This is a genomic window from Mitsuokella multacida DSM 20544 (assembly GCF_000155955.1).
GTDB lineage: Bacteria > Bacillota > Negativicutes > Selenomonadales > Selenomonadaceae > Mitsuokella > Mitsuokella multacida.
On record NZ_GG697141.2, the window covers coordinates 677,228 to 699,541 of the forward strand.

19 protein-coding genes are annotated in these 22,314 nt (G+C 58.7%); 17 read left to right on the forward strand and 2 right to left on the reverse strand.

Features of this window, described 5'->3' with window-relative positions; genetic code table 11:
* Positions 1–27 precede the first annotated feature (27 nt).
* From MITSMUL_RS03165 to ligA, 8 genes are all read left to right on the forward strand, one after another.
* Entirely contained in the window at positions 28–1,275 is a 1,248-nt protein-coding gene (locus tag MITSMUL_RS03165) for a glycosyltransferase family 2 protein (protein ID WP_050751655.1), read from the forward strand.
* Between the two features lie 51 nt (positions 1,276–1,326).
* Positions 1,327–1,704 carry a 6-carboxytetrahydropterin synthase QueD gene (gene queD / locus MITSMUL_RS03170; RefSeq protein ID WP_040635379.1) on the forward strand — a complete coding sequence of 126 codons (378 nt, stop codon included), beginning with the start codon at positions 1,327–1,329 and terminating at the stop codon, positions 1,702–1,704.
* Between the two features lie 2 nt (positions 1,705–1,706).
* A complete protein-coding gene (locus MITSMUL_RS03175) occupies positions 1,707–2,462 on the forward strand; it encodes a 7-carboxy-7-deazaguanine synthase QueE (RefSeq protein WP_005839887.1) in 756 nt (251 codons plus the stop codon).
* 72 nt (positions 2,463–2,534) lie between these two features.
* Positions 2,535–3,113 carry a xanthine phosphoribosyltransferase gene (locus MITSMUL_RS03180; protein WP_040635380.1) on the forward strand — a complete coding sequence of 193 codons (579 nt, stop codon included), beginning with the start codon at positions 2,535–2,537 and terminating at the stop codon, positions 3,111–3,113.
* 14 nt (positions 3,114–3,127) lie between these two features.
* Entirely contained in the window at positions 3,128–4,495 is a 1,368-nt protein-coding gene (locus MITSMUL_RS03185; RefSeq protein WP_005839890.1) for a nucleobase:cation symporter-2 family protein, read from the forward strand.
* A gap of 96 nt (positions 4,496–4,591) precedes the next feature.
* Positions 4,592–6,244 carry a putative manganese-dependent inorganic diphosphatase gene (locus MITSMUL_RS03190; protein WP_005839891.1) on the forward strand — a complete coding sequence of 551 codons (1,653 nt, stop codon included), beginning with the start codon at positions 4,592–4,594 and terminating at the stop codon, positions 6,242–6,244.
* Positions 6,245–6,400: 156 nt separating this feature from the next.
* The gene (gene pcrA, locus MITSMUL_RS03195; protein WP_040635381.1) at positions 6,401–8,710 is read left to right on the forward strand and encodes a DNA helicase PcrA; all 2,310 of its coding nucleotides are present in this window, start codon (positions 6,401–6,403) and stop codon (positions 8,708–8,710) included.
* Between the two features lie 34 nt (positions 8,711–8,744).
* Complete coding sequence (gene ligA, locus MITSMUL_RS03200) at positions 8,745–10,772, forward strand: NAD-dependent DNA ligase LigA (protein ID WP_005839894.1); 2,028 nt, start codon at positions 8,745–8,747, stop codon at positions 10,770–10,772.
* 296 nt (positions 10,773–11,068) lie between these two features.
* On the opposite strand, the gene MITSMUL_RS03205 is transcribed toward ligA, so the two are convergent.
* Complete coding sequence (locus MITSMUL_RS03205; RefSeq protein ID WP_040635382.1) at positions 11,069–11,641, reverse strand: nitroreductase family protein; 573 nt, start codon at positions 11,639–11,641, stop codon at positions 11,069–11,071.
* 240 nt (positions 11,642–11,881) lie between these two features.
* Here MITSMUL_RS03205 and MITSMUL_RS03210 point away from each other — a divergent pair, with 240 nt between their 5' ends.
* From MITSMUL_RS03210 to MITSMUL_RS03225, 4 genes are read left to right on the forward strand one after another with little or no spacing between them, the layout of a single operon-like run.
* Entirely contained in the window at positions 11,882–12,628 is a 747-nt protein-coding gene (locus MITSMUL_RS03210; protein WP_005839897.1) for a hypothetical protein, read from the forward strand.
* Complete coding sequence (locus MITSMUL_RS03215) at positions 12,625–13,626, forward strand: nucleoid-associated protein (protein ID WP_005839899.1); 1,002 nt, start codon at positions 12,625–12,627, stop codon at positions 13,624–13,626. The genes MITSMUL_RS03210 and MITSMUL_RS03215 overlap by 4 nt, the downstream gene beginning before the upstream one ends.
* 16 nt (positions 13,627–13,642) lie before the next feature.
* The gene (gene hflX, locus MITSMUL_RS03220) at positions 13,643–15,490 is read left to right on the forward strand and encodes a GTPase HflX (protein ID WP_005839901.1); all 1,848 of its coding nucleotides are present in this window, start codon (positions 13,643–13,645) and stop codon (positions 15,488–15,490) included.
* A gap of 37 nt (positions 15,491–15,527) precedes the next feature.
* The gene (locus MITSMUL_RS03225) at positions 15,528–16,778 is read left to right on the forward strand and encodes a methionine gamma-lyase family protein (RefSeq protein ID WP_005839903.1); all 1,251 of its coding nucleotides are present in this window, start codon (positions 15,528–15,530) and stop codon (positions 16,776–16,778) included.
* A gap of 98 nt (positions 16,779–16,876) precedes the next feature.
* On the opposite strand, the gene lexA is transcribed toward MITSMUL_RS03225, so the two are convergent.
* Positions 16,877–17,494 (reverse strand): transcriptional repressor LexA, encoded by a 618-nt coding sequence (gene lexA / locus MITSMUL_RS03230; RefSeq protein ID WP_005839905.1) that lies wholly within the window; start codon positions 17,492–17,494, stop codon positions 16,877–16,879.
* A 297-nt stretch (positions 17,495–17,791) separates the two neighbouring features.
* Here lexA and MITSMUL_RS03235 point away from each other — a divergent pair, with 297 nt between their 5' ends.
* From MITSMUL_RS03235 to MITSMUL_RS03255, 5 genes are all read left to right on the forward strand, one after another.
* Positions 17,792–18,658 (forward strand): D-alanyl-D-alanine carboxypeptidase family protein, encoded by an 867-nt coding sequence (locus MITSMUL_RS03235; RefSeq protein ID WP_005839907.1) that lies wholly within the window; start codon positions 17,792–17,794, stop codon positions 18,656–18,658.
* A gap of 36 nt (positions 18,659–18,694) precedes the next feature.
* Positions 18,695–19,222 (forward strand): HD domain-containing protein, encoded by a 528-nt coding sequence (locus MITSMUL_RS03240; RefSeq protein ID WP_244944619.1) that lies wholly within the window; start codon positions 18,695–18,697, stop codon positions 19,220–19,222.
* Between the two features lie 32 nt (positions 19,223–19,254).
* Positions 19,255–19,887 carry an MBL fold metallo-hydrolase gene (locus tag MITSMUL_RS03245; RefSeq protein WP_040635383.1) on the forward strand — a complete coding sequence of 211 codons (633 nt, stop codon included), beginning with the start codon at positions 19,255–19,257 and terminating at the stop codon, positions 19,885–19,887.
* Between the two features lie 46 nt (positions 19,888–19,933).
* On the forward strand, positions 19,934–20,773 hold the full coding sequence (gene nudC / locus MITSMUL_RS03250) for an NAD(+) diphosphatase (protein WP_040635384.1): 840 nt from the start codon (positions 19,934–19,936) through the stop codon (positions 20,771–20,773).
* A 1,002-nt stretch (positions 20,774–21,775) separates the two neighbouring features.
* A complete protein-coding gene (locus tag MITSMUL_RS03255) occupies positions 21,776–22,192 on the forward strand; it encodes a hypothetical protein (protein ID WP_005839919.1) in 417 nt (138 codons plus the stop codon).
* Positions 22,193–22,314 lie beyond the last annotated feature (122 nt).

Below are 22,314 nucleotides of genomic sequence, written 5' to 3' on the forward strand. Positions count from 1 at the left end.
TTGTTCACACATCCTTTTGACATCATCATGGTGCCAATGCAGATCTTGATCTTCCTCTTCACGCTCTACTTCTTCGTCATCGGCTTCTGCGGCATGTGGCGCAAGAAAGAGGTCAAGATCAAGACGCCGCGCAAGACCTTTGCGCTCGTCGTCGCGGCGCACAACGAGCATGCCGTCATCGGCCAGCTCGTCGAGAACCTCAAGCAGCTCAACTATCCGAAGGATATGTACGACATCTACGTCATCGCCGATAACTGCACGGACAACACGGCGGAGATTGCAGAGAAGGCGGGGGCGCTCGTCCACGTGCGCACGCATCCGACGAAGAAGAGCAAGGGCTATGCGCTCCAGTGGATGTTCGACCGCCTGTTCAAGATGGACAAGCAGTACGATGCCGTCTGCGTCTTCGATGCCGACAACCTCGTGCATCCGCAGTTCCTCATGGAGATGAACAATAGGCTCTGCAAGGGCGATAAGGTCATCCAGGGCTACATGGACGCGAAGAACCCGTACGACACATGGGTCTCTGGCACGTTTGCCATCGCGTTCTGGGTCATCTGCTACATCTCGCATCTCGCGAAGTCGAACATCGGCCTCTCGGCTTGCCTCGGCGGCACGGGCATGTGCTTTGCTTCTGAGATCCTCAAGAAGCACGGCTGGCAGGCGACCTGCCTGACGGAGGACATGGAGTTCACGATGAAGTGCATGGCCGAAGGCATCAAGACGAGCTGGGCGCACGACGCTATCATCTACGACGAGAAGCCGCTGACGTTCAAGCAGTCGTGGAACCAGCGCCGCCGCTGGGCGCAGGGCCAGTTCGATGTCGGCAACCGCTTCATCCCGAAGATGCTCAAGGCCGGTTGGAAGCACAAGGACATCCGCATGTGGGATGAGTGCATCTACCTCATGCAGCCGCACTTCCTGATGATCTCGACGATCTTCATCGTCATCAGCTACATCCAGCTCGCCTTCCCGCCGTTCTACACGAATATCTACAACTTCATGCCGTCGCAGCTCATGACGGCCATCATGCTCGGCCAGTACATCCTGCCGATGATCATCCTGATCAAGATCCGCGCGAAGTGGAAGTCCTGGCTCTACATGCTCCTGTATCCGGTCTTCATCTACTCGTGGATCCCGATCATCTTCCTCGGCTTCATCCACCGCAACGAGCACGAGTGGAGCCATACGCAGCACACGCGCGCCATGAGCATGAACGACATCGTCGGCAACGTCAAGAACACAAAGTCGATCGAGAAGTCGATCAAGAAGTAAGAAATCACCTCCCTCTCTATGCAGGGAGGTTTGTTTTTAGGAGGAATCACCATGTACACACTCAAAGTCGAAGGTGCCTTTGAAGCGGCACACCGCGTCGTCAATTACCCGGGCAAGTGCGACCGCCTGCACGGCCACAACTGGAAGGTCGAGGCAGTCGTGCGCGGCACGGAGCTCGACGAGCTCGGCATGCTCGTCGACTTCAAGGCCATCAAGAACGCGCTGAAGGGCGTGCTCGACCGCTTTGACCACCGCTTCCTCAACGAGCTCGAGCCGTTCGCTGCGGGCATCAACCCGACGGCAGAAAATCTCGCGCGCATCATCTTCGAGGAGCTTGCAGGAAATGACGCCTTCGTGCGCGACAGCGAGCTCTTTGCTATCACGGTCTACGAGACGCCGACGTCGTCGGTCACTTACACGAGGGATTGACGATGAACGCAAGCAACGAGAACCTCATCGAGATCTTCTCCTCGATACAGGGCGAGGGGAAGTACGTCGGCTGCCGTCAGGTCTTCGTGCGGCTCGAGGGCTGTAACCTCGATTGCAGCTACTGCGACACGGAAAACAAGCCTGGCTCACATCCCGCCTGCCAGGTCGAGACGGCTGCCGGCTCGCGCACGTTCGCGACCATCAAGAATCCGATGACCGCGTCGGAGACGGCCGCCGTCATCGCCAACCTGCTGCGGGAAGTCCCGCACGAGGCCGTGAGCTTCACCGGCGGCGAGCCGCTACTGCACGCCGCCTTCATCCGCGCCGTCGTGCTCCAACTCCGGGCACTCGGCCAGCCCTGCAAGGTGTTCCTCGAGACGAATGGCACGCTCTACCGCGAGCTCGCCTCCATCCTCGACATCACGGACATCATCAGCATGGACATCAAGCTGCCGAGCATCGTCTCACGTCCGCAGTGGGAGGCGCATGCGCGCTTCCTTGAGCTCGCGCGCACGAAGGACCTCTACGTCAAGCTCGTCGTCTCGGCCGAGACGACAAAAGAGGAGTTTGAGAAGAGCGTCGCCCTGCTTGAAGAGCAGGCACCCGACGCGCTCTTCATCATTCAGCCCGTCACGCCGTACGGTGGCTGCAAAGCGGCGAGCCCCGAGAAAATCCTCGCCTGCCAGTCCCATGCACTCAAGCACCTCAAGGATGTCCGCGTCATCCCGCAGACCCACAAGATGATCGGCCAGCTCTGATCTCTCTATTCCGTCTTGAGGATTGAGATAGCCGTGTTACCCGTATCTGTTTTTGCTAAGGGAGAGTCAATCATGAAACTGTTGGAAGAGAGAATCAAGAAGGACGGCATCGTGCTGCCGGGCAATGTGCTCAAGGTCGATTCATTCCTGAATCACCAGATCGATCCGGAGCTCTCGAAGGCGATGGGCGAGGAGTTCGCGCGCCTCTTCGGCGATGCGGGCATTGACCGCGTCCTGACGGTCGAGGCATCGGGCATCGCCATCGGCGTCATGACGGCGCTTACGCTCCACGTGCCGCTCGTCTTCGCGCGCAAGAAGAAGTCGGCTCTGATCAACGAGCCCATCTACACGCACCGCGTCTTCTCCTACACGAAGAAGGAGTACTCCGACATCCTCGTGCTGCAGAAGTTCCTGCCAGCCGGCGAGAACGTCTTGATCATCGATGACTTCCTCGCCAACGGCGAGGCGGCGCTCGGCCTCGCGAAGCTTGTCGAGGAGGCAGGCTCGAAGGTCGCCGGCATCGGCATCGCCATCGAGAAGGCCTTCCAGCCCGGCCACCAGCGCCTGCTCGACAAAGGCTACCGTCTTGAGTCACTCGCGAGCATCGCATCGCTCGATAATGGCAAGGTCCGCTTCACGGCGGAAGACTGAAGGAGGCGGTCATCGTGACTACTACTGCCGCTGCTTCGGTCCATCCCGTCGACCAGAAGCTGCCCTGGGGCAGGACAATCATCTACGCTTTCCAGCACGTCCTCGCCATGTACGCAGGTGCCGTAGCCGTGCCGCTCGTGCTCGCGGGCGCCGTCCATCTCAGCACCGAAGAACTCATCTACCTCATCAATGCGGACCTCTTCACCTGCGGCATCGCGACGCTCGTGCAGTCATTGAGCATCCGCAACTTCATCGGCTCGAAGCTGCCAATCGTCCAGGGCTGTACCTTCACAGCCGTCACGCCGATGATCATCATCGCCAACACGCACGGCGGTGGTGCGGCCGGCTTGCAGGTCGTCTACGGCGCCGCCATCTTCGCCGGCATCGCCTGCTTCGTCATCAGCAACTTCTTCAGCAAGATGCTGCGCTTCTTCCCGCCGGTCGTCACGGGCTCGGTCATCACAGTCATCGGCCTCTCGCTGATGCCGGTCGCCGTCAACTGGATTGCCGGTGCGAACCCCGCGGCATCCGACTACTGCGAGCCGACCCACATCCTCATGGCAGCCCTCGTGCTCGCCATCATCCTCGTCATCTACCGCGTCTGCCGCGGCTTCCTGCGCCAGATCTCGGTCCTCCTTGGCCTCGTCATCGGCACGCTGATTGCCGACGCGCTCGGCATGGCGGACTTCCATGCGGTAGGGGAGGCAGCGGCACTCGGCATCACGACGCCGTTCGCCTTCGGCTATCCGGTCTTTGAGCCGGTCTCGTGCCTCGCCATGACGCTCGTCATGCTCGTGACGATGGCGGAGACGACGGGCGATATCGTCGCCGTCACTGAGATTGTCGGCAAGCCGATGACGGAGAGCATGCTGACGAAGGCACTGCGCGCCGACGGCTTCTCCACGGCACTCGGCGGCGTCTTCAACACCTTCCCGTACACGGCATTTGCCCAGAACATCGGCCTGATTGGCATGACGGGCGTGCGCAGCCGCTACATCGTCGCCGTCTGCGGCGTCATGCTCATGATCCTCGGCCTCTTCCCGAAGATGGCCGCCGTCGTCGCGAGCGTGCCGACGATGGTCCTCGGCGGCGCCGGCCTTGCCATGTTCGGCATGGTCGCCGCCAGCGGCTTCCAGGCTCTCTCGAAGGCCGAGCTGCACAAGAAAGGCAACATCATGGTCGTCGCCATCAGCGTCGCCGTCGCCCTGATCCCGATCGGTGTGCCGAGCTTCTACAGCAAGTTCCCGACCTGGGTCCAGATCATCTGCAACAGCGGCATCACGATTGGCAGCATCACGGCCATCGTGCTGAACCTCCTGCTGCGCGATGCGCCGGAGCCAGACGAGGAGAAGCTGCCGTTCTCTCGCTCAAAAGATGCCTGAGCCTCTGGACTAGCGGGCAAATATTGATTATAATAACAAATAGACTATGCAGTAAAAAACGGGCATTCCCGCTTTCATATTTAGGAGGAAATCGAAATGACGAAAAGCACGAAACCAATCTATGTCATTGGTCATCGCAATCCGGATACGGATTCCATCTGCTCGGCCATCGGCTATGCACACCTGAAGCAGGCGCTCGGCTTCAACGCTGTACCGGCGCGCGCTGGCAAGGTCAATGCGGAGACGAAGTACGCGCTCGAGCACTTCCATGTCGAGCAGCCGCTGCTGCTCTCGGATCTCTATCCGCGCGTCAAGGATGTCACGCTCGACTGCAAAATCGTCGTCAAGCAGCACGACACGCTGCGCCACCTCGGCGAAGTCATGCGCGGCCATGACCTCAAGTCGGTGCCGGTCACGGACAGCAAGGGCATCCTCGTCGGCATCGTCACGGTATCCGACCTCGCGAAGCGCTACTTCCAGGAACTCAGCATGCAGGATCTCTCGGAGATGCGCGTGCGCTATCGCGACATCATCGCAGCGACGGACAGCGAAGTCCTCGTCTCGGGCGATGAGAGCGACTTCATCAAGGGCAAAATTCGCATCGCCGCTGGCTCCATCAAGATGATCCAGGACACGGTCGAGCCGAACGACATCGTGCTCGTCGGCGACCGCCACGATGAGACGCTCATCGACATCGTCGACCAGGGCATCTCCTGCCTCATCGTCACGGGCAATGGCCGCGTCTCGGCCGATGTCATCGAGGCCGCTGAGGCGAAGCACATCTTCGTCCTCTCGACGCCGTACGACACCTACACGGTCGCACGCCTGATCAACCAGTGCGTGCCGATCCGCCGCATCATGCACCCGGACCCGGTCTGCTTCAAGCCGCTCGACCTGCTCTCCGACATCAAGGGCACGATGGAAGAGACGAATTACCGCAACTATCCGGTCCTCGAGAACGGCCGCCTCGTCGGCCTCGTCAGCCGCGACAACCTCATGCTGCCGGAGCGCGACCGCGTCATCCTCGTCGACCACAATGAGCGCGGCCAGGCTGTTGAGGGCATCGAGGAAGCCAAGATCCTCGAGATCATCGACCATCACCGCCTCGGCGGCATCCAGACGAGCGAGCCGATCTTCACGCATGCTGAGCCGGTCGGCTGCACGGCCACGATCGTCGCGAACATGCACTGGCAGAACGATGTCGACATCCCAGCATCCATCGCGGGCCTCCTGCTCTCGGCCATCCTCTCGGATACGGTCCTCTTCAAGAGCCCGACCTGCACGCCGTACGACAAGAAGACGGCAGAGCGCCTCGCAGAAATCGCTGGCGTCGATATCCAGGAGTACGGCATGGCCATGCTCAAGGCTGGCTCTGGCATCGGCGACATGACGCCGGCTGAGATTGCCAAGAACGACCTCAAGGAGTTCCAGATTGGCGACTACCGCGTCATCGTCAGCCAGATTTCCGTCATGGACCCGAAGGAAGTCATGGACATCGAGCCGCAGCTCATCGAAGCCATGCAGAACATCTGCGACAAGGAAGGCTTCGACCTCAGTCTCGTCATGGTCACGGACATCCTGCAGGAAGCGACGTACCTGCTCTTTACGGGTTCGCCGAAGACGCTGATCGGCGAGGCCTTCAAGAAGGATGCCAGCGGCACGCACATCTACCTGCCGGGCGTCATGAGCCGCAAGAAGCAGGTCATCCCGCCTCTCTCGGAGGCTGTCAAGCGCCTCGGCAAGAACTGATTTACGGACCAGGGTCCTTGCAAAGCGCATAATGCTTGAACAATACAGAGCCTTCTCCCCGATACAGCTGCAGCTGCATCGGGGGGAAGGCTTTGCTATCGATACGACAATACGACGATATGATGATATGGGAATCGAAACAGATTGGAGGATATTTTGGATATTTTCAGTGGCTTGAATCCGGCACAGAAGAAGGCCGTCGCGCATACGGAGGGACCGCTGCTCATCATGGCGGGCGCTGGCTCGGGTAAGACGAAGGTCCTGACCTGCCGCATCGCGAACCTTCTGGCACAGGGTGTCGCACCGTACAGCATCCTGGCCATCACGTTCACCAACAAGGCCGCGACGGAGATGCGCGAGCGCGTCGACCGCATGATCGGCGATGCGGCCAAGGATGTCTGGCTCAGCACGTTCCACTCGTTCTGCGCGCGCTTCCTGCGCCGCGAGATCGAGGCGACGGGCATCTACAAGCGCAACTTCGTCATCTACGACGCATCCGACAGCCAGACGGTCATCAAGGAATGCCTCAAGGAGATGAACCTCGACGACAAGCAGTTCACGCCTGCGAGCGTGCAGAATGCCATCTCGAATGCCAAGAACCAGCTCATGGGGCCGAAGGCCATGGAGCGCGATGCCGACAACTTCCACCAGAAGAAGATTGCGGAGGTCTACCGCCTCTATGCCAACAAGCTGCGCAACAACAATGCGCTCGATTTCGACGACCTGCTGATGATTTCCGTCGTGCTGCTCGAGGAGAATGAGGACATCCGCACGAAATATCAGGGCCGCTTCCGCTACATCCTCGTCGACGAGTATCAGGACACGAACGGCGCGCAGTACCAGCTCACGAAAATCCTCGCAGCGCGCCACCACAACCTCTGCGTCGTCGGCGATGCCGACCAGTCCATCTACGGCTGGCGCGGCGCCGACATCCGCAACATCATGGACTTCGAGCAGGACTACCCGGAGGCGACGGTCATCAAGCTCGAGCAGAACTACCGCTCGACGAAGAACATCCTCGCGGCGGCTAATGCTGTCATCGAGCACAATGTGAACCGCAAGCCCAAGGAGCTCTGGACGGAGAACGCAACGGGCGAGAAGCTGACTTCGTATCAGGCGATGGACGAACGCGACGAGGCGCAGTTCATCACGACGACCATCATGAAGCAGCGCACGATCTTCAATGCCTCCTACGGCGACATCGCCATCCTTTACCGCACGAACGCCCAGTCGCGCATCATCGAGGAGACGTTCATGCGCTCGGGCATCCCGTACACGATGGTCGGCGGCCTCAAGTTCTACGACCGCAAGGAGATCAAGGACATCCTCGCGTACCTGCGCGTCATCTACAACCCGCTCGACACGGTCAGCCTCATGCGCATCATCAATGTGCCGAAGCGCGGCCTCGGCGCGACGACGATGGCCAAGCTCACTGCCTTTGCCGAGGAGCAGGAGCTCTCGCTCTTCGACGTCATCTCCAATCCGGAAGTCCTCGACGCCATCCCGGGCATCACGGCGCGCGTCAAGAAGCCACTCGAGCTCTTCACGACCTTCATCTTCAACTTCATGAACACCCACATGAACATGAAGCTCGACGATCTCATCGACCGGGTCCTCAAGGAGTCGGGCTACATCGATGAGCTCAAGGCGGACAAGAAGCCGGAGCACGAGTCGCGCATCGAGAACCTCAAGGAGTTCATCGGTGTCGCGCGCGACTTCGAGAAATCGGAGGAGAATCCGAACCTCGAGACCTTCCTCTCGCAGCTCTCGCTCGTCTCCGACATCGACAACGCCGATATCGAGGACGACCGCGTGACGCTCATGACGCTGCACTCGGCCAAGGGCCTCGAGTTCCCGATTGTCTTCATGATTGGCATGGAGGAGGGGCTCTTCCCGCATTCGCGTACGCTCATGAACCCCGACGAGATCGAGGAAGAGCGCCGCACCTGCTACGTCGGCATCACGCGCGCCCAGCGCAAGCTCTACCTGACGAATGCGCGCCAGCGCACGATCTACGGCAAGACGCAGGCATTCCCGCCCTCGCGCTTCCTCAAGGAGATCCCGGACGAGTACGTCGAACGCCTCGTGCCGCGCGCCAATGCCTACGGCTTCGCCAATGCCAACCACTACGGTGCCCAGCAGCGCTCGGGCTTCATGAGTTTCCGACCGAGCCCGAACCAGATGGGGACAGGCACGCACTTTGCGGGCAAGCCGCAGTCAGCGCTCGAGGCGATGGAGGCACTGCGCGAGCGCCAGAGTGCCGCGCGTCCGGCAGCAAATGGCGTCATCCGCCCCGACACGAGCATTAAGTGGAAGGTCGGCGACAAGGCCCGCCACGGCAAGTGGGGCGTCGGCACCGTCGTCTCCGTCAAGGGCAGCGGTGAGGAAGTCGAGCTCAAGATTGCCTTCCCGGGGCAGGGCGTCAAGGGACTCATGCAGAAGTACGCGCCGATTGCCAAGGTATAAGTCAAGGTATTAAATAAGAAGGAGGGGATTCTGCATGGCACAGAACGATGCGCCTGAATCCATCCAGCAGGTCAAGAAAGAGCTGACGGAGCTCCGCAAGACCATCCGCTACCACAACAACCGCTACTACAACGAAGATAACCCCGAGATCTCGGACTACGAGTACGACCAGCTCATGCTGCGGCTCAAGGCCATCGAGGCGAAGTATCCGGAGCTCATCACCAAGAACTCGCCGACGCAGGTCGTCGGCGGGCAGGCGCGCCGCACGGCCGGCGTGCTCGTCAAGCACGATGTGCCGATGCTCTCGTTGCAGGATGTCTTCAGCAAGGAAGAGATCTTCGCTTTTGTCGAGGAACTGCAGCAGGAGCTCGAGGCCCCGGAGTTCGTCGTCGAGGAGAAGATCGACGGCCTCTCCATGGCACTTCGCTATGAGGACGGTGAGCTCGTGCGCGCCATCACGCGCGGCGACGGCATCGTGCAGGGCGAGGACGTCACCGAGAATGCGAAGGTCATCCACGACGTCAAGAAGAAGCTCAAGGACAAGCTGCCGTACTTCGAGATACGCGGCGAGGTCTACATGGAGAAGAAAGCCTTCGATGCCGTCAACGCGCGGCAGGAGCTTTTGGGGCTCAAGCCCTTCGCCAATCCGCGCAACTGCGCGGCCGGAACGCTGCGGCAGCTCGACAGCCGCATCACGAAGGAGCGCCATCTCTCGCTCTTCATCTTCAACCTGCAGACAGCCCGCGGCCGCACGTTCACGACGCATACCGAGGCGTATGACTTCATGAAGAAGCAGGGCATCAAGGTCATCCACGGCTACAAGGTCTGCCATACGGCGGACGAGGTCTGGCAGGCCATCACGGCCATCGGCGAAAACCGCGGCAATCTGCCCTACGATATCGACGGCGCCGTCGTCAAGCTCAATAATCTCGCAGACCGCGAGAAGCTCGGCGCGACGGCCAAGGTGCCGCGCTGGGCCATTGCCTACAAGTACCCGCCCGAGGAGAAGGAGACGGTCATCCGCAAGATCGAGCTCTCCGTCGGACGCACGGGCCGCATCACGCCGACGGCCGTATTCGACCCGATAAGGCTCTGCGGCACGACGGTCGAGCGCGCGACCCTGCACAATCAGGACTTCATCGACAACCTCGACGTGCGCATCGGCGACACGGTGCGCGTCTACAAGTCTGGTGAGATCATCCCGAAGGTCAAGGAAGTCGTCAAAGAGAAGCGTCCCGCCGGCACGGAGCCCTTCGTCATCGGCACGACCTGCCCGGTCTGCGGCGCACCGGCCGTGCGCGAGCCCGACACCTCGGACATCAAGTGCAAGAACCCGAGCTGCCCGGCCCAGCTCGAGAGCCACATCCTCAACTTCGTCGGCCGCTCGGCCATGGACATCAAAGGCCTCGGCGAGGCGGCCATCCACCGCCTCATCGAGGACGGCTTCATCGCGACGATTGCCGACCTCTACCGACTGGGCGGGAAGCGCGAAGAGCTCATTGAGAAGGGCATCATCGGCAAGGAGAAGAACACCGACAAGGTCCTCGCGGCCATCGAGGCGAGCAAGGAGAATGAGCCGCAGCGCCTGCTGACCGGCCTCGGCATCCCGGGCATCGGCCGCACGGCCGCCCGTGAACTCATGCTGCACTTCGGTTCCATCGATGCGCTGGCCAAGGCCTCGGAGGAGGAGATCCTCGAGGTCCGCGATATGGGCGAGATCAGCGCCAAGGCCATCGTGCAGTATTTCAACGACCCCGCGAGCCAGAAGATCCTCGCGGCCTTCCGCGCGGCAGGCGTCAACTTCACGCTCGAGGATACGGGCCTCGTCGACGAGAAATTCGCCGGCAAGACCTTCGTCATCACGGGCACCCTGCCGAGCCTGAGCCGCAAGGATGCTGCGGCGCTCATCGAGAGCCACGGCGGCCGCGTCGCGGGCTCCGTCTCCAAGAAGACCGACTACCTCGTCGCCGGGGAAGCGGCGGGCAGCAAATTGCAGAAGGCGACGGACCTCGGCATCACGATTCTCGACGAAGCAGGCCTGCAGGCCTTGCTGGAGGATTGATTGATACGCATTGTTCTTCGCGTTCGCTAGTTTTTGCTCTTGCTTTTTCCTGAGTTATCTGTTATAGTAATAGTGTAAGGATATCGCATAGTCCTTGCAACTCCTTTCTTGTTGGGCCAGACGGGTCCTACGGGCGAATGGGCCCGCCTCTGAGAGAAGCCGTTGGGAACTATCGCATCGGGCAACGGAACAGTGCCGGTTCACCGGCAAGCGACGCGATAGGGCATTCTCTCAAACAAAAAGCTCCGCAGTGATACGCATGCTGCGGAGCTTTTTCATGTGCTTATTTATTTGATTCAGTTGAAGACTTTGACGCGGGCCTTGATGTCTTCCTTGTCCTTCGCCTGCGGCTCAGCGGCAATGCCGCCGAACGGCATCTGGGCGATGAGCTTCCAGGAGTCCGGCACGCCGAACATCTTCTTGACCGTCTCGTCGATGACCGGGTTGTAGTGCTGGAGGTTGGCGCCGATGTTAAGCTCGCGCAGCGCCGTCCAGATGCTGATCTGCAGCATGCCGTTGGCCTGCTGTGCCCAGATCGGGAAGTTTGGAGCGTAGAGCGGGAACTGCTCCTGCAGGCCCTTGACGACATCCTCGTCGTAGAAGTAGAGCAGCGTGCCGTAGCCGGCCTTGAAGCTGTCGATCTTCTCGCGCGCGACCTTGCCGCCAAACGCATCGTAGATGGCATCCCAGAGCGCATCCTGCTTTTCCTTCGTCGCGACGATCACGCGGGCGCTCTTCATGTTGAAGGCATCCGGCACGAGTTCCGTCGTGTTCTCGACGAGCGCGATGACGTCCGCCTCGGCGACCGGCAGCTCTTTGTTGATGTTGTAGTAGGTGCGGCGCTTGGCCAGCGATTCCTGAATACCCATATCGATTCTCCTTTGCTTTATCGTATTTTCTCTGGTGATGTGATATCGTAGTAATTGCATCACCAATGCCTTAAATCAAACTTAGTATAGCCTACTCTTGAACGGATGTCAACGAAAAAACTACAACCACTACCGTCAGGAATGATGTAGAAAGATTTTCTTGTGGAAAATTTGGGCTGATGGCCTTATAATAAAGAGTTGTCAACATCATCTCTGGTAGCATGAGGGGGCGGGGAACGGATGAAAGAGGAAACGATCGAGAAGGTACGAGAGGAGCTCGCAGGCTGGGCATACCTCGAGGAGCTGCCAGGCAGCTGGCATGGCTTCACTCTGCGAAAAATCGGGGAGCCGGCGGGGGACTGCTACGATATCTTCACGTATGAGAGCGAGACGCTGCACAAGAGCGCGACGGCCTACTTCCACGAGGAGACGCACGAGTACAAGCTGCGCATCAAGATTGGCCTCATCGAGCTCTGCCGCATCGAGTTCATCACGGCCGACTTTGTGGTCTTTGAAGCGCTGCTCAAAGCGCAGCTCGAGTCCCTGCTCGCGGAGCTCGAGACCTTCGATCCGGCGAGCGTCTCGAGCATCGTGCGCGAGAAGGAGATCCTCACGTGGAAGGCGGGCAGTGAGCTGCCGGAGACGCTCGAGGGCTTCTCGCTCTTCATCCGGCCGGCCTATCCCGTCAAGATCAACAACGGCTCTTACATCATCATCGACTATGTCGACTTCTCGCTCGAGAGCAGCGTGACGGTCTACTTCAATATCTACCGAGACGAGTTCTTCAGCGAGGCGCGCATCTGGAACATCCCGGACGTCAACTACGATTTCGACTCGAATACCCTGCCGGAGCTCGAGGAGCGCCTGCAGACCTGCCTTGTGCCGCGCCTGCAGGAAGTCCGTGCGCGCGCCGAGAAAGAAGCCGCCCTGCGTCAGGCCAAGCAGGAGCATAGTCAAACAGCGAAAGAAGCGGAGGAACAGAAATGATCATCATCGAGAAGGCCATCCTTCACATCCTCGATTTCCACTCCGGCGTGACGGTCTATTCCGACACGGAACTGCCCGTCAAGGACAGCATCGAGACCTGGCTTTTGAAGCACATCGAGCGGGCCTGGGGCAGCCAGGATGCCAAGCCGGGCACGTTTTACGACGACAGCGCCTTCTTGAAGCAGATCGCGTCGTATGATGCGGGTGAGCTCAGCTTCATCGACTTCAGCAAGCAGATTGCCAAGACGCTGGAAGATGCCTTCACGCACGCCGAGGAGATGCCGTCATCCGATGTCATCGTCGCAGCGGTCAGCATCGACGAGGTCCCGTATCTCGTCATCCTGCGCAGCAACAGCCACATCGGGTTCACACATCAGGTCAACCAGACGGAGAACGGCATCCAGAACGAGATCATCAACCACTATTCCATCATGCCGAACCTCTCACAGAAGATCGACGAATTCGCCTTCGTGAATCGCAAGACGAAGGAGATCAAGACGGCGGCCAAGAAGTACACGCTCGACGGGAACCCCGTCATCGTGCTGCCGGAGGTGCTCTTAGAGTGCAGCCTGACGCCGTCGCCGAAAGAGGCGATGAAGAACCTCAGCAAGGCCGCTGCTAAGGTCGCCGAATCCTTCGGTCAGGACAAGGTGGCAACGGAAGCCGCCGTCAAGAGCTACGTGGCCGAGACGATGCAGAAGGGGACGGAACTCGACCTGCAGGAGGCGGGCAAGGAGATCTTCCACGACAATCCCGCCATGCAGCAGGAGCTCGACACGGCCATTCGCGATGCGGGCATCACGGAGCCCGTCCAGATGGACCTGGAGGCGACGCTCAAGAGGGTCAGCCGCCACAAGCTCAAGACCGACACGGGCATCGAACTGACCATCCCGACGGACTACTTCGACAACACGGAGTTCATCGAGTTCAACAACAACGAGGACGGCACGCTGTCCATCACGCTCAAGCACATCTCGAATATCGTCAACCGCGGTTGACGCCATGAGGTATCCTATGCAGATCAATGGAGACATCCAGAATATCAAACAGCACATCGTCAAGCGGCTCGAGGGGCTCTACGAGAAGACCGTGCCGATTGGCCAGCTCTCGACGCACGAACTCAACAGCGAGATGCTCGAAGTCACACATCTGCTCGGCCGCGAAGTCGCCGTCTACCTGAATCGTCAGGGCAAAGTCCTGCAGGTGTCCGTCGGCGATACCGACACGGTCGACCTGCCGGAGTTCAAGTCGCGCCGCGCCGAGGGGAAGCTCACGGGCATCCGTTGCATCCACACGCATCCGAGCGGCGACACGCGCCTCAGCGAGCCCGACCTGTCCTCGCTGCGCCGCCTGCGCTTCGACTGCATGGCCGCGATCGGCTTTCGCGCGGATAGAGAAGGGGAGATCGTCGGCTCACTCGGCTTCTTCACGGGCGATGTGGCCGAGGACGGCACCGAGGCGCTCAGCACGGTCGGACCGCTGCCTGAGCGCGCGCTGCACATGATCAACCTGACGTATCTCATCACGGTCGTCAACAAGAAGCTCAGCGCCCGTAGCACGAAGACGACGGCGGACGAGACGGAGCGCGCCCTGCTCGCCGGCCTCGACTGTGGCAAGACGCTCTGGCCCATCGACGAGTCGATGGCCGAGCTCGAGCGGCTCGCCGACACGGCGGGCGCCGTCATCGTCGGCAAGTTCATCCAGCGCCGCGAGAAGCCCGACGCCGCCTTCTTCCTCGGGCGCGGCAAAGTCGCCGAGATCGCCATGGAAGTCCAGAACCGCGATGCGACGCTCTTGATCCTCGACGACGAGCTTACGCCGTCGCAGCAGCACAATCTCGAGCAGATGCTCGGTATCAAGGTCATCGACCGCACAGCACTGATTCTCGACATCTTCGCACAGCGCGCCCGCACGAGGGAGGGCAAGCTGCAGGTCGAGCTCGCGCAGCTCCAGTACAACCTGCCACGCCTCGGCGGACAGGGTCTCGTGCTCTCTCGCCTCGGCGGCGGCATCGGCACGCGCGGCCCCGGCGAGACGAAACTCGAGGTCGACCGCCGCCGCATCTACGCGCGTATCCACGACCTCGAGGCACAAATTGACGCCGTGCAGAAGAACCGCCACCTGCACCGCCGGCGCCGCAAGCTCTCGCGCATCCCGCTCGTCGCCCTCGTCGGCTACACCAATGCGGGCAAGTCGACGCTGCTCAACAAGCTCACGGGAGCCGAGGTCTTCGCCGAGGACAAGCTCTTCGCGACGCTCGACCCGACGACGCGTCACCTCGTGCTGCCCGAGAAGCAGGAAATCCTCCTGACCGACACCGTCGGCTTCATCCAGAAGCTGCCGCACACGCTCGTCAAGGCATTCCGCGCAACGCTCGAAGAGGTGCAGGAAGCTGACCTTTTGCTGCACGTCGTCGACTGCAGCAACGAGAACTACGAGCAGCAGATCGAGTCGGTCGTCGAGGTCCTCAAGGAGCTCGATGCCGTCGACAAGCCGACGCTCTACGTCTTCAACAAGGCCGACCGCTTTGCAGTCCCCGATGCGGCACCGGGGCAAGCGAGGAAGGGACTGACACCCGCGCAGGAGGCCATGATGCTGCACGGCCGCGAGGGCATCTGCGTCTCCGCCCGGACGGGGGCCAATCTCCTTGCGCTCCAGCAGCTCATTGAGCACTTCTTTTCAGAGCAGCAGGTCCAGATGGAGCTGCTGATTCCATTTGCACAGGGCCGTCTGCTGACGGAGCTGCACGAGCTCCACGCTGTCCGCGAGACCGACTACTGCGAGACGGGCACGCGCGTCAAGGTCAGCCTGCCCGCATCGAAGCGAGCGCGCTTCGAGCCGTATGAAATCCACAAAAAATAATTCTAACAATAAAATAGACTGTGAGGTAAATATTTCCATGTCATTCTCCAAGAAAATCACCGATCTCAAACGCGAGGTCCTCAAGGAATCTGAGCCGCTCTTCGCACACATCGAAGATGTGGCGGAGGCCAATACGCTGAAGGTCCTCGACGCGATGCACGAATGCCGCGTCTCCGACGCACACTTCAACACGACGACGGGCTACGCCTACGACGATATCGGCCGCGGCAAGCTCGAGGAGCTCTACGCCAAGATTTTCGGCGCGGAGCGCGCGCTCGTGCGCACGCAGTTCGTCTCGGGCACGCACGCCCTGGCAACCGTGCTCTTCGGCATCTTGCGCCCCGGTGATGAGCTTGTCTCGCTGACGGGCAAGCCGTACGACACGATGCAGACGGTCATCGGCTATGACAACCCGAGCCCGGGCTCCCTCAAGGAATTCGGCGTGCTCTACAACGAGCTGCCGATGGTCGCGGGCAAAGTCGACATGGCCCATATCAAGGACGTCATCACCGACAAGACGAAGATGGTCGAGATCCAGCGCTCGCGCGGCTACAGCATGCGCAGCCCGCTCTCCATCGAGGACATCCGCGCCATCACGGCGGAAGTCCATCGCATCAAGCCCGACTGCATCTGCTTCGTCGACAACTGCTACGGCGAATTCGTCGACTACGAGGAGCCGACGCAGGCCGGAGCCGACATCATGGCCGGCTCGCTCATCAAGAACCCCGGCGGCGGCATCGCACCGACTGGCGGCTACATCGTCGGCCGCGACGATCTCGTCGAGCTCGCCTCGTACCGCCTGACGGCTCCGGGCATGGGCGATGAGCTCGGCGCCAGCCTCTCGAACAACCGCCTGCTGTTCCAGGGTCTTTTCCTCGCGCCGCACGTCGTCTCGCAGGCCATCAAAGGCGCGATCTTCGCGGCCGGCATGTTCGCCAAGCTCGGCTACAAGACGCTGCCGCTGCCGACGGAAGTGCGCGGCGACATCATCCAGGCTATCGAGCTCGGCAGTGCCGACAAGCTCATCGCATTCTGCGGCGGTATCCAGAAGTATTCGCCGGTCGACTCCTTCGCCGCGCCGGAGCCCTGGGACATGCCGGGCTATGCCGACAAGATCATCATGGCAGCAGGTACCTTCGTCCAGGGCGCATCGATTGAGTTCAGCGCCGACGGCCCGCTGCGCGAGCCCTACAACGTCTACCTGCAGGGTGGCCTGACCTTCGAGCACGCGATCATCGGCATCATGGGCGCCGCCCAGGCCGTCCTCGACCTCGATACAGACAAGTAACTTCATAGAACCATAAGAAATATAAAAAGACGCCTGTCCGGAAGAGCAATCTTCACGGACAGGCGTCTTTTCATGACGTCTTGAATTTCTGAAAATCTTTAAATCCGATGGTAGACACTGATCACGCGTGCGACAATCGTAACGGCATTCTTGCACGGCTCCGTGCTGTCGGCCGTCTCAGCTGTACTCTGCAGGTAAGTGCCATCCTCGTCCTGGCGGAAGTAGCGGACGAGCGTGCGGCCCTCTGTCTCCGCGACGACGAGGTCGAAATCATTGGCAAATTCCTGCGGAGTGATGAAGAGAACATCGCCCTCAGCGATGCCCGCCTGCTGCAGGCCATCATCTGGCATGTGCAACAGGTACGTCTTCTTGTGGGTGCCGAGCATGTCCTGCGGGAACGAGTAAACATCTCGGATGTTCCTCTCGCTGAACAGGGCAGCCCCTTTATGGATGCCCATGAGCATCGGCACCGGCACATTCTGGCGCCAGGGGCGTTCATCGAGAATGTCGATGGCCCGCGGCTTCGTCGGATCGCGCTTGATCATGCCATTGGCTTCGAGGCGTGAAAGGTAGCCGTGCACCGTCGAGCTCGACTTGAGTCCGACAGCCTCGCCGATTTCCCGCACCGACGGTGGGTAGCCTTTCTCCAACAGGAAAGCCTTGATGAACTGGAAAATCTCCTTCTGGCGATCACTTGATTTTCTCGTCTTGCGCATAATGAATCCCCCTCATCTATATATCTATATCTAATGCAAACAAGCTCGATACAATCAATATCGTTTTGTCTTTTATCCTTTTTTATTATATCATATGTATGTTCGAAAGGGAAAGTATTTGACAAACATTAAAAGAAATAATGAGAAAATAAATAGGAATTACTTCTTGCAGGCATAGGGGACAAGAATTTGACGCCACCCAGTGATGAGGATATAATGCAGAAGAAGAGTCTTTTGCGGCAGGCTTGCTGTAAAGCCGTAAAGCCGTAAAACAGGGACGGATTGGAGCCTTTATTTATGTTGAAATCTTGCAAGAAAATCTATGTGAGCCTGCTGAGCCTCGCGCTGCTGCTTGTCTGGTCAGCTGTGGCCATGGCTGCCGCACCGGACATCACGGCAGATGCCGCCATCGTCATCGACGAGGCGACGGGGCAGGTGCTCTACGAGAAAAATGCGGATAAACGCGAGTATCCGGCCAGCATGACGAAGATGATGACCTGCATCCTCGCGCTCGAGAAGAGCAGCCCGGACCAGCTCGTCACCGTCAGCGCGAATGCCGCCGACGTCGAGTGCACGCGCCTCTATCCAGGCTACACGCTGCGCATGGCCGACATCCTGCAGCAGATGATGATGATCTCCGACAACGGTGCTGCTACGGCCGTCGGAGAGGCAGTCGGTGGGGATGAGGCCTCGTTCGCCGCGATGATGAACGCAAAAGCGCAGGAAATCGGCGCGACGCATACGCATTTCGTCAACATGAACGGCATGCCGGATGCCGACCATTACTCGACGGCACGCGATATGGGCAAGATTGCCGCCTATGCCATGCACAACGATGCCTTCCGCCGCATCGTCGGCACGAAGGCCAAGAATATCTACTACATCGTGCCGCAGGGCCATACGACGTACTGTATCAATACGAATGAGCTGCTCGACACTTATGAAGGCTGCACCGGCATCAAGACCGGCTGGACGAGCGCGGCCCGCGGCTGCCTGAGCGCAGCGGCTAAGCGCGACGGCAAAGAGCTCATCGCCGTTGTCATGCATTCCGACGATGACGAGACGCGCTTCAGCGAGGCAGCAGCCCTGCTCGACTACGGCTTCGAGCAGGAAGCAGAGCTTACACCATCTGCAGCAGGAGCGCAGGCTGCGGTTGCACAATAAACCATCCCTTAGCTACCCATGATCAGGAGGACCCCTATGAAACCCATGAACGAAGCAGAGTTTGCCAAGAAACGCGATGAAGTCCTGCAGGCGATGATCGCCTTTGATGCCGGCGACGCCAAGCGCATCCAGCATTTCCTCAAGGTCTACACGTATGCCGCCCTGCTCGGCCGTCAGGAGGGACTGCCCTCGGCGGTCCAGCAGACGCTCGAGCTCGCCGCCATTCTGCACGACATTGGCATCCATGCAGCTGAGGCAAAATACGGCAGCCCTGCCGGCATCTATCAGGAGAAGGAGGGACCCGCGCCTGCACGCGAGCTGCTCGAAAATGTCTCTGGCATCCCCGAAGACATGATCGAGCGCATCTGCTTCCTGATTGGCCATCATCACACCTACAAAGATGTCGATGGGGCGGACTATCAGCTGCTGCTCGAGGCCGACTTCCTGGTCAATGCCTACGAAGACGGTCTTTCCCCAAAAGCCCTGACCACGTTCCGCGAGAAGGTCTTCCGCACGGCGAGCGGCACGACGATGCTCAACACCATCTACGGCCTTCCGGAATGACCACCATCCAGACCAAGAAAGGGGCGATATGCATGATCTTGCAGGCAACTGTCACGAAATACATCCCGACCAACGCCTATATCTACGCCGACAACGAGACGAAACACGGCTTTCTCATAGACCCCGGCGCTCAGGCTGGGAAACTGCTCGAGCTCATCTGCGAGAAGGGGCTGACTATCGAGGCCATTCTATTGACGCACGGCCACTTCGACCACATCGGCGCCGTAAGCGAACTGCAGGAGACGCTGAAGATCCCGGTCTATATGGGCAAGAAGGGGAGGCTCTATGCCGAGAATCCCGTCTGGAATCTCTCGGCCCAGACCGACGAGCCCATCGTACTGAGTGACGTCACCTACCTCGAAGACCATGCCATCATCGCACTCAAGGAGAAGCCGGCCTTCTGTCTGGAACTCCTCGAGTTGCCGGGGCACACGGCTGATGGCGTCATCTACTACACCAAGGCGGATGAAGCCGCTTTCGTCGGCGACTCTATCTTTCAGGGCAGTTACGGCCGCACCGACATGTACGGCGGCGATGAACAGGCCCTTCTGAGGGGCATCCGCGAGCGGATCCTGACCTTGCCGCCAAAGACTCTGCTGCTCTCCGGCCATTCCGCGCCGACGACACCAGCTGATGAGCAGGGACGGAGCTGGTACCAGCCCTGACACACATTATTGACGATTCTACATGAACTGCATGAAAGGATATGCCATGCTTCAAGATATTGCACCGAAAAAACTCGATAACCAGTATAAGCCGTCAGCTGAGCCGACGGACGAGAGCGTCGTCTTCGTCTTCAAAGACCGCAACGTGCTCGTGCGCCAGGACGAGGGCAAGCTTTTCCCAACTTTTGCCCAGCTCGGCCGCCCAGAGGGCTGCGTCTATCTGTTCACGATTGGCAAGAAGGCATTCTTCCTGCTGCTCGGCAATGCTGAGCCCGTCATACCAGACGGCTTCGACTTCGAGCCCATCAAGAGCATCCGACAGAACAAGGAGGCCAAGCTGCCGAGCTTCTATGCCTTCTACACGGCGCTGCATCTCTATGGCTGGTACCGGACCAACCGCTTCTGTGGCGTCTGCGGTCATCCGACCGTCCTCGACACGAAGGAGAGGGCATTGCGCTGTTCCGCGTGCAACCATGTCATCTACCCGCGCATCAACCCGGCCATCATCGTCGGCGTCCTGCACGACGACAAGATCCTCCTGACGCGCTACGCATCAAGCCACAACGATGCGACCTACTATGCACTGATCGCAGGCTTCACTGAGATTGGCGAGACCTTCGAAGAGACCGTCCAGCGCGAAGTCGCCGAAGAAGTCGGCCTCAAGGTCAAGAACATCCGCTACTACAAATCTCAGCCCTGGGGCAGCGCCGCCGACATCCTCGCCGGATTTTATTGTGACCTCGATGGTGACGACAAGATCCAGATGGATCACGAAGAGCTCAGCCGCGCATTCTGGGCCAAGCCAGAAGATGTCGTCCTGCAACCAGACGACTGGAGCCTCACAAACGAGATGATGGCCCGGTTCAAAGACGGCCAGCCATGCTGATATACAGATATGAGCACATCTAAATAAGCACATCTAAAATAGATAAAATACACAGTACCTGCCATATATGGCCCTGCATGAATCGAGATCATGCAGGGCTTTTTGTCTGCATTCTGTCTGCATCTGGAAACCGATAGGCTGCAGTCATCCTGATAATTATCAGGATAATCATCAGGATGACTTGTTAGTAATACCATAAACTTATTGGTATTATTTAGGTATTACAAGGATATTATCGGTATTACCATTGGTATTGAAATATAACAAGATAGTTCAAGATCTAAGCTATTTTAGGGTAAAATAAAACTTCCGATAATTTATACTTATCGGAAGTAATTTATGTAATGCTAAACGCATAGTCTGGCATTGTATGTGTTCGGATAGTCTTCTCTTTGGCCAATTTTTTGTGACTAACGAAAAAGCCTTATGACAGCTTGCTTGGTTGATTCTCATCGTCCGTACAGCTCTCCTGCTTTCTCTTAAATTCAATTCCCGAATCTTCTCTATTGTGTCTGACATGTCATAAATTTTCTCGTATCCAAGAAAATTTGCCCGAATGTCGGAAAAAATATCGGAAAGGCATGTCAAGTGCCACAGTTCATTTTCCAGATTCATATCACATATGACACTAAATTTTCATCAAAATTGCCCTAGAAATGAGTGCCTATTTTGTCGCATGATAACCTGAAATCGGAAGTAATTTCCCTGCGTTTCACACAACTATATTATCCAGATTATCTAGGGATGACTCTACGCCTTTTATGATAAGGCTTTATCAGAGATTCCCGCACCGCTTCATTTCGGTAAGGCCGGCACGTCGGACACGGATGCAGCAGTCCTCGGGCAGGTTCTTGCCTATGACAATATGAGTAAGAAAGATGTCGTCACGATGAAAGGAAGCAAAGGGACGCGCCTGACCAATCTCAGGGACGCGACACTCTCGGCGATACCATCTCGGATCTCGCAAAATCGGTTACGAGTACGCTCGACAGCGTCTCGTCCATGAGCGAGAGCTTCTCATCCATCAACAGCCTCAAAGCGGACGCATCCCTCAACAACCTCTCGGATGCCGGCAAGCAGCGTAAGCTGACACAGTGCAAGGCCCCAGAGGTAGTCCTGACCTTGTGCAGGAAGCGCGCGAGGCGGGTGTTCCAGCCCAGCACGTCCTGTTTGACTCGCGGTTCTGCTTACCGGCATCTCTGCATCAGATCCACGAGCTCGGCTACGACGTCATACCTGACGATAGATGAGCTGGAAGACTTGCGTTATCTGGACGCTTTGGCCGCATTGCTGAGCCTGCTGATGGACTGCACTAAGGAAGCAGAGATTCTTGACAAAGAGCAGATTAACCAGCTACTCGATCTGTTCGTGGAAAAACTGCCCGATCTATGGGGAAAGTGCTTGAAACAGTGTGCATGATGTGACGATGATAGGTACCAGAAAGCCCGACAGAGCCTTATCTCACAAGGGTTTCAGGTGTGCGAAATTTGAGGATGTAAGTGATCTCAGACAACTCGTCACCAAACTCCAGAAGGAAATGA